This is a genomic window from Winogradskyella ludwigii (assembly GCF_013403985.1).
GTDB lineage: Bacteria > Bacteroidota > Bacteroidia > Flavobacteriales > Flavobacteriaceae > Winogradskyella > Winogradskyella ludwigii.
This window is the reverse complement of sequence record NZ_JABFDF010000001.1, coordinates 1,303,119-1,316,640: the sequence shown is the minus strand read 5'-3', so window position 1 is coordinate 1,316,640 and position 13,522 is coordinate 1,303,119. Positions and strand designations below refer to the sequence as shown.

At 32.8% G+C, this 13,522-nt stretch carries 11 protein-coding genes; 5 read left to right on the top strand and 6 right to left on the bottom strand.

From position 1 onward, the window contains the following. Positions 1-51: 51 nt before the first annotated feature. The 3 genes from HM981_RS05570 to HM981_RS05560 are packed head-to-tail and all read left to right on the top strand — an operon-like array spanning position 52 to position 4,283. Positions 52-1,821: a S41 family peptidase gene (locus HM981_RS05570; protein ID WP_179337579.1), complete on the top strand. Its 1,770-nt coding sequence runs from the start codon at positions 52-54 to the stop codon at positions 1,819-1,821. A 33-nt stretch (positions 1,822-1,854) separates the two neighbouring features. After that, positions 1,855-2,568 carry a 3'-5' exonuclease gene (locus HM981_RS05565; protein WP_179337578.1) on the top strand — a complete coding sequence of 238 codons (714 nt, stop codon included), beginning with the start codon at positions 1,855-1,857 and terminating at the stop codon, positions 2,566-2,568. Between the two features lie 29 nt (positions 2,569-2,597). Further along, a complete protein-coding gene (locus tag HM981_RS05560; RefSeq protein WP_179337577.1) occupies positions 2,598-4,283 on the top strand; it encodes an ABC transporter ATP-binding protein in 1,686 nt (561 codons plus the stop codon). A 359-nt stretch (positions 4,284-4,642) separates the two neighbouring features. Here the strand turns inward: HM981_RS05560 and HM981_RS05555 are convergent, their stop codons facing one another. The 6 genes from HM981_RS05555 to trhO form a co-directional block, all read right to left on the bottom strand. Next, on the bottom strand, positions 4,643-5,296 hold the full coding sequence (locus HM981_RS05555; RefSeq protein ID WP_179337576.1) for a 3-oxoacid CoA-transferase subunit B: 654 nt from the start codon (positions 5,294-5,296) through the stop codon (positions 4,643-4,645). 2 nt (positions 5,297-5,298) lie between these two features. Continuing rightward, positions 5,299-6,000: a CoA transferase subunit A gene (locus HM981_RS05550; RefSeq protein ID WP_179337575.1), complete on the bottom strand. Its 702-nt coding sequence runs from the start codon at positions 5,998-6,000 to the stop codon at positions 5,299-5,301. A gap of 92 nt (positions 6,001-6,092) precedes the next feature. Next, positions 6,093-8,447: a penicillin-binding protein 1A gene (locus HM981_RS05545; RefSeq protein ID WP_179337574.1), complete on the bottom strand. Its 2,355-nt coding sequence runs from the start codon at positions 8,445-8,447 to the stop codon at positions 6,093-6,095. Positions 8,448-8,452: 5 nt separating this feature from the next. After that, positions 8,453-8,956, bottom strand: coding sequence for a gliding motility lipoprotein GldH (locus HM981_RS05540; RefSeq protein WP_179337573.1), 504 nt, complete (start codon positions 8,954-8,956; stop codon positions 8,453-8,455). After that, positions 8,940-10,202, bottom strand: a complete 1,263-nt coding sequence (locus HM981_RS05535) for a PSP1 domain-containing protein (RefSeq protein ID WP_179337572.1) — start codon at positions 10,200-10,202, stop codon at positions 8,940-8,942. Before HM981_RS05535 ends, HM981_RS05540 begins: the two co-directional genes overlap by 17 nt. Before the next feature lie 138 nt (positions 10,203-10,340). Beyond that, positions 10,341-11,411 carry an oxygen-dependent tRNA uridine(34) hydroxylase TrhO gene (trhO, locus tag HM981_RS05530; protein ID WP_179337571.1) on the bottom strand — a complete coding sequence of 357 codons (1,071 nt, stop codon included), beginning with the start codon at positions 11,409-11,411 and terminating at the stop codon, positions 10,341-10,343. 534 nt (positions 11,412-11,945) lie between these two features. Between trhO and recA the strand changes: the two genes are divergently transcribed. Both recA and HM981_RS05520 read left to right on the top strand, forming a co-directional pair. Beyond that, positions 11,946-12,950 carry a recombinase RecA gene (recA, locus tag HM981_RS05525; RefSeq protein WP_179337691.1) on the top strand — a complete coding sequence of 335 codons (1,005 nt, stop codon included), beginning with the start codon at positions 11,946-11,948 and terminating at the stop codon, positions 12,948-12,950. Between the two features lie 101 nt (positions 12,951-13,051). After that, a complete protein-coding gene (locus tag HM981_RS05520) occupies positions 13,052-13,480 on the top strand; it encodes a hypothetical protein (RefSeq protein WP_179337570.1) in 429 nt (142 codons plus the stop codon). The last annotated feature ends 42 nt before the right edge of the window (positions 13,481-13,522 follow it).

Sequence of the window (13,522 nt, the reverse complement as noted above, 5' to 3'; positions counted from 1 at the left end):
TAGTTATATATCGCCATTTTTATTTCTTTTTTTGAGTAAAACAAACCAACCATGAAGCAACTTTATTTTACTCTTATCCTGCTATTTACATTTCTAAACATTACTGCACAAAGCAATCACCACGTAGATCTTGAAACCTTAAATAGAGACACTAAATTTGATAAAGGTTCAGCTATTACTTTCAATGCCTTGGATGAAAATCAAATAAAAAACCTTGAGCTTTTAGGACGTGTTTGGGGATTTTTAAAATACTATCATCCCGAAATCGGAAAAGGAAATTATAATTGGGATTATGAACTTTTTAGGTTACTTCCAGCATATCAAAAAGTGACTACAACAACAGAACGCGATATTTTACTTTTATCTTGGATAGAACGCTATGGAAAGGTAGAACGCTGTAGAAAATGCAAACCAACTTCTGAAGACTCTCATTTAAAACCGGATTTAGAATGGATAACAGCAACTAACATTTCTACGTCTCTAAGTGAAAAATTACTATACATCCAAAGCAATAGACACCAAGGTGAACATTATTATATTGCTATGAATCCTAGTGTTGGAAATCCAGAATTTAAAAATGAAGCCATCTATGAGGATATGCCTTATCCAGATGCTGGTTTTAGACTATTATCACTCTTTAGATATTGGAATATTATAAATTATTATTTTCCTTACAGACATTTAACAGATAAGGATTGGGACACCTGTTTGGCAGAATACATCCCAAAATTCATCAATGCTAAAAATGAGTTAGAATATGAACTAGCCGTAATTCAAATTATTGGAGATATTAAAGACACACATGCTAATCTTTGGAGTGGAAATAATAAAATACAAGAACAACGAGGCGATTATTACGCACCAATTCATGTTAAGTTTATAGAAAACAAATTAGTTGTAGATGATTTATTTAATGAGCAAAAAAACAAAATCAACGGAATAAAAATAGGCGATATTATTACTCATATTAACGGCAAACACACTGATGAAGTAGTAAAAGACATGAATCCCTACTATCCAGCATCTAACCAACCCACTCGCTTACGAGATATTAGTTTTAATATTTTGAGATCAAAAGAAAACAGTATAGAGTTAAAAATTGAACGCGTTGGAAAAACTTCTGACTTAAAACTAGATTTATATAAAAAAGATAATATCGAAGGATATTATAGTTGGTACAAAAAAAGAACTGAGAAAAGTTTTAAAAAACTAAATAGTGATATTGGATACATAACCTTACAAAATATCACAAACGAGGATATAGATTCAATTAAAGAAGAGTTTCAAAATTTAAAAGGAATTGTAGTAGATATTAGAAATTACCCTTCAACTTTTGTCGTTTTTGAATTAGGAAATTTCTTAAATAATAATAGGGCAGATTTTGTAAAATTCACAAAAGGCAACTTAAATAACCCAGGCGAATTTAATTATAAATACAATCTGAAAGTAGGACTTTCTAAAAGTTGGTCTTACAAAGGTCAAAAGGTAATAGTATTAGTAAATGAAATATCTCAGAGTCAAGCAGAATATACGGCCATGGCCTTTAGAGCTGGAGACAAAACAACCATAATTGGCAGCACAACGGCTGGTGCCGATGGTAATATCTCAGCTATATTGCTTCCTGGAGGGCTAACAACTGCAATATCAGGCATTGGGGTTCTTTATCCAGATGGTTCAGAAACACAACGCGTAGGTATCGTTCCAGATATTGAAGTAAAACCAACTATCGAAGGCATTAAAAATGGACGTGATGAAGTGTTTGAAAGAGCCATACAACTCATTGAAAAACAAACAACCACACAAAATTTAATTAAAGATTAATTTAAAAATGTTAACTTTAGTTGAAAATACACCATGATTAGCAAACTCAACCTAGAAAACATCCTATTCTTAGATATAGAAACTGTTCCGGAAACGGAAAATTTCTCTGATTTAGACAAAGCTAAACAAGATCTTTGGGATGCAAAATCACGTTACCAACGTAAGGAAGAGTTTTCAGCCGAAGAGTTTTATGACAGAGCAGGTATTTGGGCTGAGTTTGGTAAAATAATTTGTATCTCTGTAGGTTATTTTAAAACGGAAGGTACATCTAGAACTTTTAGAGTCACGTCATTCTTCGGAGAAGAAATTGAGCTTTTAAAAGAGTTTAAAAATCTTATAATTTCACATTTTAGTGGTAACAAACATTTGCTTTGTGCGCATAATGGTAAGGAATTCGACTTTCCATACATAGCCAGACGGATGATTATCCACAATATAAAATTACCACATAAGCTAAACCTCTTTGGTAAAAAACCATGGGAAGTTCCGCATTTAGACACCTTAGAACTCTGGAAATTTGGAGATTATAAATCGTATACCTCTTTAAAATTACTGACTAATGTTTTAGGTATTCCGTCACCAAAAGATGATATTGATGGCAGCGAAGTTTATCGCGTCTATTACAAAGAGAAAGAAATAGATCGTATTGTTGTCTACTGTGAAAAAGACACCATTGCTGTGGCGCAGATTTTCTTAAGATTACGAGGAGATGAATTGCTTGATAACAATGAAATAAAACACGTTTAATTAAAAGAGAAAAGATTCTAACTTCATTTATGGCAAATTTAATAGACGTCAACAACATTAATATTTCTTTTTTTAAAGACAAGATTGAAAAACATATCATTAAAAATATTTCATTCAGTATCAACAAAAATGAAATTGTAGCTGTTGTTGGAGAATCAGGTTCTGGTAAATCAATTTCCTCATTAGCCTTAATGGGATTATTGCCAAAACACGTTTCTAAGATTACTTCTGGAACCATAGAGTTTCAAGAAAAGAATATCGTTGATTTATCTGAAAAAGAATTTCAAACTATAAGAGGTAAAGAAATCGCAATGATTTTTCAAGAACCAATGAGTTCTTTAAATCCATCGATGCGCTGTGGCAAGCAAGTTGAAGAAATTTTAAAACAACATTTTAAATTATCTAATTCAGAAATAAAAGCTGAAGTTTTAACTCTTTTTAATAAAGTAAAATTACCTAGCCCAGAACGCATTTATAAAGCGTATCCTCATGAAATATCTGGCGGACAAAAACAACGCGTCATGATAGCAATGGCAATTGCTTGTAAACCTAAATTGCTAATCGCAGATGAACCAACAACAGCTTTAGATGTAACCGTCCAAAAAGAAATCTTAGAGCTTTTAAAAGACATCCAAACAGAGACAAAAATGAGTATACTGTTTATATCTCACGATTTATCCTTAGTGTCCGAGTTAGCAGATCGAGTTTTAGTGATGTATAAAGGCGAAATTGTAGAACAAGGATCGACACAGAACATATTTAATACTCCAAAAAACAATTATACAAAAGCATTAATTGCAGCACGACCGTCAACCGATTTTCGTTTAAAACAACTGCCTACCATTTCAGATTTTATGGCAGACACTGTGAACAATGCTATTATTTCTGATACTGATAGAATCAAAAATCACAAAATATTATACGCACAAGCCCCTTTATTGGAAGTTATAGATGTTGAAAAAACATACCTCTCAAAAACGGGATGGTTTTCTAAAGATCAAGCTTTTAATGCGGTTGATGGAGTGAGTTTTAAAGTGTTTCCAGGAGAAACTTTAGGTTTGGTTGGTGAATCTGGTTGTGGTAAATCTACATTAGGAAATGCTATTTTACAATTAGACAAAGCCACTTCTGGAAAAATTCTATACAAAGGAAAAGATATCGTTCATTTAAATAGATCTGAAATGCGCACCTTACGCAAAGACATTCAGATTATATTTCAAGATCCATTTGCATCATTGAATCCAAGATTAACTGTTGGAAATGCAATTTTAGAACCTATGAAAGTTCATCATATTGAAAGTTCTGATTTAGCTAGAAAAGAAAAAGTAATTGATATTCTAAAAAAAGTAGGGTTAGATGCCACAGCATTTGATCGCTATCCACATGAATTTTCTGGAGGGCAACGCCAACGTGTAGGTATTGCGAGAACTATTGCTTTAGAACCTCAATTGATAGTCTGTGACGAATCTGTTTCGGCATTAGACATTTCTGTGCAAGCGCAAGTTTTAAACTTATTAAATGATTTAAAATCACAATTTGGATTTACTTACATATTTATCTCACACGATTTGGCCGTTGTAAAATATATGGCAGATCAATTGTTAGTGATGAATAAAGGAAAAATTGAAGAAATTGGGGATGCAGATATAATTTATGCCTCTCCTAAAAGAGAGTATACTAAAAAGTTAATTCATGCTATTCCAAAAGGATTATAGCATGAATACTCTTTTAGCTAACTTAAAAACATTCGAGACTAACTTCAAAGTGTTTTCTAACGCAGAAAATCCATGATTTTCATTTAAAGTCCGTTCCGGTAGGTTTGTTTTAATGTTCATAAATACTAATTCTTGGTAGATTTAGGGCAAAAAGGTAAATTACATTGATGGTTAATCGCTCTAATTTAATTCGTTTTGTTTGGGACTGCAATATGAATAATTATTTTCTATTAATCAGTTTAAGTACACCATAAATCGATGAAATACATAATATTTTAACATTTAACAAATAATATTAAGAATTTACGCACAAAAAAGCCACTAAAATTTAGTGGCATAAGCTTTACAAACAAAAAGTGTTATAGTATCATTTCTGGAATATCACCATCAATAATAAGCGCTCCTTCTGTTGCGTTTTTAATCTCTTCTACAGAAACTCCTGGTGCACGTTCTAGAAGTTTAAAACCTTTTGGTGTTACCTCTATAACAGCCATGTTTGTTACTATTTTCTTTACACAAGCTACTCCTGTTAACGGTAAAGAACAAGATTTTAAAAGCTTCGAAGCTCCTGCTCTATTGGTATGCATCATGGCAACAATTATATTTTCTGCACTCGCTACTAAATCCATGGCACCTCCCATACCTTTAACCATTTTTCCTGGAATTTTCCAATTCGCTATATCACCATTTTCTGACACTTCCATAGCGCCAAGTATCGTTAAATCAACATGTTGACCTCTAATCATTCCAAAACTCATTGCGGAATCAAAAAATGATGCTCCTGGCAACGTTGTTATAGTTTGTTTACCTGCATTTATAATATCTGCATCTTCATCACCTTCAAAAGGAAAGGGTCCCATTCCTAAAACACCATTCTCACTTTGAAATTCTACTTCAATATCGTCTCTAACGTAATTGGCGACTAAAGTTGGTATCCCAATTCCTAGATTAACATAAAAACCGTCTTCTACTTCTCTCGCAATACGTTTTGCAATTCCATTTTTATCTAACATAATTATGCTTTTTGTCTAACGGTTAATTGTTCAATTCTTTTCTCAAATTTCTCTCCTTGAAAGATGCGTTGCACAAATATGCCAGGTATGTGTATCTGATTAGGATCTAATTCTCCAACTGGTACCAACTCTTCAACCTCAACAACTGTGATTTTCGCTGCTCCACACATGTTAGGGTTAAAATTCCGCGCTGTTCCTTTAAAGATAAGATTTCCTGCTGCATCTCCTTTCCATGCTTTAATAAAACCGAAATCGGCATTAAAAGCATGTTCTAAAACATACATTTTTCCATTAAATTCTCTGGTTTCTTTTCCTTCGGCGACTTCAGTTCCAAAACCTGCAGGTGTATAGAACGCTGGAAAGCCACATTGTGCAGCTCTAGCACGCTCTGCTAAGGTTCCTTGAGGAATTAACTCGACATCTAATTCGCCTGAAAGCATCTGACGTTCAAATTCATCGTTTTCGCCAACATAAGAAGAGATCATTTTTTTGATCTGTTTTTGCTGTAACAATAAACCTAAACCAAAATTGTCGACTCCTGCATTATTAGAGATACAGGTTAAGCCTTTTATATTACGCTTTACGAGTTCGGCAATAGCATTTTCCGGGATCCCAGATAAACCAAATCCACCAAACATAAAGGTCATGTTATCACTAACGCCATCTAAAGCTTCAGTAATATTTGCCACTTTTTTATTAATCATATATAGAAAATTTTGCCTGTTAAAAGTACAAAACTACCTATGAAAATTATAACTTAAACTCATAAAACAAAGGTGTGACTATTGAAAAGCTTTTAGAAATCAAACTCTACAGCATCTTCCGAGTTTTCATCACTACCTAGATCACCTTCGTCTCTGGCTTCACAATCAATATCGATATTTAAATTTGAAGGCTTATCAAATTCGCTTTTAGATATATTTAAAGTTTCATCTGCATAACAAGCTTTCATATATAAACCCCAAATTGGTAAAGACATTGAAGCTCCCTGACCATAAGTAATTGAACTAAAATGAGCAGCTCTATCTTCTGCTCCAACCCAAACACCTGTGACTAAATTTGGTACCATACCCATAAACCAACCATCACTTTGATTTTGTGTGGTTCCAGTTTTACCTGCAATAGGGTTCTTTAGCTCATAAGGATAACCTGTCATTATTTCTCTATACATTTTATTATACTTATCAGCACCTTTACTTCTTAATCGACCTCCTGAACCTGCTTTTGTTACACCTTCCATAAGGTTTACAGTAACATAAGCAACTTCTTCACTCAACACATCTTTACTCTCTGGTGCAAACTGATACAATACAGTACCGTTTTTATCCTCGATACGCGTTACCATAACAGGTTTATTATAAACCCCTTTGTTTGCAAACGTAGAATACGCTGCAACCATTTCATAAACACTAATATCTGGTGTACCCAATGCAATTGCTGGCACAGGTAAAATCTCTGAAGTAATACCTAATTTTTTAGCCATTTCAACCACTGGCTGAGGACCAATCTCATTCATTAAACGCGCAGTCACTGTATTGGTAGAACTCGCTAAAGCATCTTTTAACGTTTGCTTACCTGAATATCTTCCATCTGAATTTTTTACTGTCCAAGACTCTGGGTTTCCAAATTTATTGGCTTCAATAGTAATTTGTGTTCTTGGAAAAGAATCACAAGGCGAAAACTGTAACTGATCTATAGCAGTAGCATATACAAAAGGTTTAAATGTTGAACCAACTTGACGCTTGCCTTGTTTTACCATATCATATTGAAAGTGCTTATAATTCATACCTCCAACCCAAGCTTTAACATGACCTGTAAGTGGATCCATAGACATCATTCCTGTTCTTAAAAACGATTTGTAATAACGCATAGAATCCATAGGTTTCATAACCGTATCTACTTCACCAGCTTTTCCATTTATCCATTTAAAGACTTTCATTGGTGTTGGCTTGTCAAAAGATGCAACAATTTCTTTATCAGATTTTCCTTGTTTTTTTAAGATTCTCCAACGCTCACCTCGCTTCATACCATTATTAAGCAATTTCTCAACTTCCGACTTACTAAGCTCTAAAAATGGTGCTGTTTTATTTCGTTCTGGTGTGTTTTGATTATCAAATTCCGCTTGTAATCTTGGCATATGAGCTCCAACAGCTTCTTCTGCATATTTCTGCATACGTGAATCTATAGTGGTATATATTTTTAGTCCATCACTGTATAAATCATATTTACTACCATCAGGTTTTCTGTTCTTTTCGTCTTTTGCCCAATCTTTCATGAAACCTCTAAGATATTCTCTAAAATAAGTAGCTGTCCCTTGACTATGCGTTTCTGGTGTAAAGTTTAAATCAAGCTCCGTTTTTTGTAGTGAATCTTTTACGTGTTCAGAAATATAGTCATACTTAAACATTTGTGCCAAAACAACATTACGTCTGTTTCTAACACCAACAGGATTTCTAGAAGGAATAGGGTTATATAAAGATGAATTTTTAAACATCCCAACTAGCATTGCAGATTCTTTTAAATCTAAATCTTTTGGTTCTTTACCAAAATAAATACGGGATGCAGACCTGATACCATCTCCATTATTACCAAAATCATAGATATTAAAATACATCGTTATAATCTCGTCCTTAGTGTATTGACGCTCCAAACGTATAGCGATAACCCATTCTTTTATCTTTTGAGTTAATCTACTAATTATATTTTTAGAAGCAACACCAACAAACAATTGACGAGAAACTTGTTGTGAAATTGTACTAGCTCCACCATCTCTACCTAAGCCTTTAATTGCTCTCAATGTCCCTCTAGCATCTATACCTGAATGATCATAGAAACGCACATCTTCAGTAGCTAATAAAGCATCTACCAAATTTTTAGATAAATCGTCAAAACTAACAGGTGTTCTATTATCATTAAAATAAAACTTACCTAAAGTTTCACCATCTGAAGAAATAACCTCAGTAGCTAAATTTGTATCTGGGTTTTCTAGTCTTGTATAATCTGGCATTTCTCCTAAAAATCCCCAAGATGCGAATAGAAATAATAATACCATCGCTGAGATACCACCTAAAAAGATGATCCAGAACCAACGCACATATTTTGAAAAATCTAAAGTTTCTGGTTTAGATTTTGCTGTCTTCTTTTTTGCCATTTTTACTATTTTTGAGTACTTTCTACTCGAAATCCAATATCTGTTATTCCTTCTAAATTTTCTACACCATTAACGTCTCCGTTATTTCTCATGGCATGCTGAATATTAACTGTGTAATCGCCTTCTTCATTAAATACAAAAGGTTCTTTGTAACCTCTATACCACAATTTATTTTCTTTTAAATCTGAAAACCCCGTACCTAAAAGTTCACCATTTGGTGCTGCCATTTTATATTCTAAAGTATCTTTTACCACCTTTCCATTAGGATAATTTAACTCTACAATAAGAAATAAATTACTAAACTTATAAGCATTAGTATTTCTTAAATTAACGAATAGATTGTACGCGTTAGTACTATCTGGTGCTTTAAAATTAAAAGTTGCAATAGAATCTTTATGCCATTGATTTGGCACCGATTTATAAGTGTCAAAAACGGCATTTGAATCGCAACTAGTAAATAAAAAACAACAGATTACTACAAGAAATAACCCTTTAGTCTTTCTTAGCATTTGTATTTGTTTTTGCTTTTGGCTTGTTATTACGGTTTCGATTTTGAGATTTGTTTTTGTTGTTGGTATTGTTGCTGCTCGTCTTATTAGTGTTGTTTCTATTCTTGTTATTTCTGTTGTTCTTATTGTTTTTACGTTTGTTTTTCGGTTTTGGACTATCGAAACGTGTTAAACTATCTTGACCTACAACGTTCTCAAACTCAACTTTAGTCTCTTGGATATGCTCAGCAGCATATTCCTCAAGGCTTGCAACTTTTTCTCTTTTCTTGTTTTTCTCTATGATTTCATTGGCTTGACTAGTGGTTATAATATGCCAATTCATCCATTCTCCTTCGTAAGCAAACCACATTAAGCCCTTAAAAATATCCGTCTTTTGGCAAACTGCATTTCCTTTTTCTGTATATAATTTTACATCTGATCTTGGAAACGCTTTTAAAGCATCTTGATATGAATCTAACTCATAGTTAAGACAACATTTTAACTTACCACATTGTCCTGCAAGTTTTAACGGATTTAAAGACAATTGCTGATAGCGTGCCGCTGAAGTACTTACAGATCTAAAATCCGTTAACCAAGTAGAACAACACAATTCGCGTCCACAAGAACCAATACCTCCAAGTCTTGCCGCTTCTTGTCTAAAACCAACTTGTTTCATCTCTATTCGCGTTCTAAACTCACGAGCAAAAAGTTTAATTAATTCTCTGAAATCTACACGTTCTTCTGCAGTGTAATAAAATGTAGCTTTACTTCCGTCTCCTTGAAATTCGATATCCGAAATTTTCATTTTCAGTTTCAAATCAATAGCAAATTGACGAGCTTTAACCTTCATTGGTTCTTCTTTGTCTCTCGCTGTAGACCAAATATCAATGTCTTTTTGTGATGCTTTTCGGTATATTTTTAAAACGTTTTCAGCATCTTCAAGATTTACTTTTTTACGTTTCATTTGTATTCTTACTAGCTCTCCAGTAAGTGTAACCATACCAATATCATGACCGGATTTTGCCTGTGTAGCGACAATATCTCCAATGCTTAGTGTAAGATTTTCAGTGTTTTTATAATAATGTTTTCTGCCATTCTTAAAACGTACCTCGACACCAATAAATGGTTCTTGTCCGTTTGGAAGTGACATATTAGCTAACCAATCAAAAACAGTAAGTTTATTGCAGCTATCTGTGCCACAAGTCCCATTGCTTTTGCATCCTTTTGGTTGGCCATCTTCTCCAGTTGCGCAACTGTTACAAGCCATAAAAATTTTATATATTAAATCTAGATTCGTAAAAATTCTAGATATAGGATTCGTAAATAATTAATGAGTAAAGATAAAATTAATTATGGACTTCTTATAGTATAGTTGTTTTAGAAACCAATTTAAGCGATTTTGCTATTATTGTTTTGGCTCAAAGCTTTCAAAAATATTTCGTAAATCCTTTTTAAAAGGTAAATGATCTGCACGTCCTTTTTTGAAAATATCGTTACTATTACCTTGTCCTTTTCTTAGTGCTTTTTGCTCTTCAAAAGGTAAATTGTGTATTTCCATACAGTTGGTAGAACAACAATTTTCCATTTTTGCTTTACAATCATCACATTGAATAAATAACAAATGACAGGCTTCATTGGCACAATTGGTATGCATATCTGCAGGATTACCACATTGGTGACAATTGGCAATGACATCATCTGAAATTCTTTCAGAACGTCTTTCATCGAATACGAAGTTTTTACCTAGAAATTTGTTTTCTAAGCCTTCAGCTTCAATTTGTCTTACGTAATTAATAATACCTCCTTCAAGCTGAAATACATTTTTAAAGCCTTTATGTTTGTAGTATGCACTTGCTTTTTCGCAACGGATTCCACCAGTACAATACATAACTAGTTTCTTGTCTTCTTTGTGTTCTCTTAAATCTTCTTCAATTAAATCTAAAGACTCTCTAAAGGTATCTACATCTGGTGTTACCGCATTTTTAAAATGACCGATTTCACTTTCGTAATGGTTTCTCATATCTACCAAAACTGTGTTTGGATCTTCAATAAGTTCGTTAAATTTTTCTGCATTAACGTGAACACCTTTATTGGTAACATCAAAAGACGCATCGTTTAATCCGTCTGCGACTATTTTTTTACGCACTTTTACTTTCAATTTTAAAAAGGCAAAATTATCATGCTCAACGGCAATGTTTAATCTTACATTTTCTAAAAAAGAAATGGTATCTAAATGTTTTTTGAAAGGCTCAAAATTTTCTGCAGGTACAGAGAGTTGAGCATTAATACCTTCGTTAGCCACGTAGATTCTTCCTAAGACATCTAACTTGTCCCAAGCTAAATAAAGATGGTTTCTAAAAATTTCGGTATTATTAATTTTGGCGTACTTGTAGAAAGAGATTGTTAAGCGTTCTTTTCCCGCTTGTTCAATAAGTTCTGCTCTTTCCTTAGCACTTAAGTTATTGTACAGTTGCATGCTATACTAATTTTAAGGTTAAAGAATATTTTGAATTGCAAAGGTATCATTTTTAGTGAAATGCCTCAAAACTAAACACAAAAAAAGCACCTTGAAAGATCAAGATGCTCTTAGATTAACTTACCAACTTAACTTAAAAAGTTAATCTTTATGGGCTTAACAATTATTGAGGAATACTATACGACAACTGAAACACCAAATATTTTACTAACTTTTTTAAAATCAGAACAATTTAATTTTAACTAAAACATTTAGATAAAATTCGCTACTCAACTCTAAAGTAACTTCAGAGTTGTTTGTAGCGCATTTCATAGCAATTAGTTCCTTTTTCATTGAGTAGATGCAAAAAGTGCTAAACGGTTGCGTTATAAACTTGATTTTAATTTTTACCTAAAACGAAATTAATAATTTATAATATCCCTATTAAAAAACATTCCTTTCATTTGTAGTAATTTGAAACGAGAAATGTTATTAATTAAAATAAGTGGTATTTTTGAAGAATAATTAATGAAGAATTCTAAGAACAAAGAAGATATGAGTAGTGAAAAAGACGCAAAATTAAAAGCTTTAAAATTAACTTTAGACAAGTTAGATAAGGCTTACGGAAAAGGAACAGTAATGAAAATGAGCGATCAGGCTGTAGTAGATGTAGAAGCTATTTCTTCTGGCTCTTTAGGTTTAGATATTGCTTTAGGCGTTGGTGGTTATCCTAGAGGTCGTGTAATTGAAATATATGGTCCAGAATCTTCTGGTAAAACAACCTTAACACTTCACGCCATTGCAGAAGCACAAAAAGCAGGTGGTATTGCTGCATTTATTGATGCAGAGCACGCTTTTGATCGTTTTTATGCTGAAAAATTAAACGTTGATATTGATAATTTAATCATCTCTCAACCAGATAATGGAGAGCAAGCATTAGAAATTGCTGATAACTTAATAAGATCTGGTGCTATTGATATTGTAGTTATTGATTCTGTTGCTGCCTTAACACCTAAGAGTGAAATTGAAGGTGAAATGGGAGATTCTAAAATGGGCTTACATGCACGTTTAATGTCTCAAGCACTTAGAAAATTAACCGCTTCTATTAGTAAAACTAATTGTACAGTAATCTTCATTAACCAATTACGTGAAAAAATTGGTGTTATGTTCGGTAATCCTGAAACAACAACTGGTGGTAATGCCTTAAAATTCTACGCTTCTGTACGTTTAGATATTAGAAGATCTACACAAATTAAAGATAGCGATAGTAATGTTATGGGTAACAAAACTAGAGTTAAAGTGGTTAAAAATAAAGTGGCTCCACCATTTAGATTGGCAGAATTTGATATTATGTATGGTCAAGGTATTTCTAAAGTAGGAGAAATATTAGATTTAGCTGTAGAACATGAAATTGTTAAAAAAGCAGGATCTTGGTTTAGCTACGGAGATACTAAACTTGGTCAAGGACGTGATGCCGTAAAAATGATTATTAAAGATAATCCTGATCTCATGGATGAACTAGAAGAGAAGGTTAGAGATCTCATTAAAGCTTCAAAATAAAAAATTAAAAAAATCCTGATAAAATCAGGATTTTTTTTGGTTTTACACGCAACCCTTTTACACATAAAGCATCTATATAGTGAAATTGATTATTTTTAATTATGAAAAAAAGTGCCCTTTTAATCTTTATATTCATCGCTCTATTTACATCTTGTAGCATTGATGATGACAATTACAATAATTTCTATTTAGAAGTGATACCCATTGATAGTGTAGAAATCCCTGAAAGCTTTGTTCTTGGAGAAACCTACCAAATAGACATGACGTATACTAAGCCAAATGGTTGTTATTATTTTAATGATTTTATATATGAAGTCGATGATCAACAAAGAACTATTGCCGTTGTAAATACAGTATATACAAACCTCAATAATTCATGCGAAGAAGATGCAGAGGCTGAAGAAGTCACTGTTCATTTTGATTTTATAGTACTATCAAACGAAACTTATGTCTTCAAATTTTACCAAGGTGAAGATGAAAATGGTGAAGATCAATTTCTATTGGTAGAAGTTCCTGTTGAAAGTGAATAATTAATATCATAGAATGTAATTCAAAGACTAATCACTAACTAA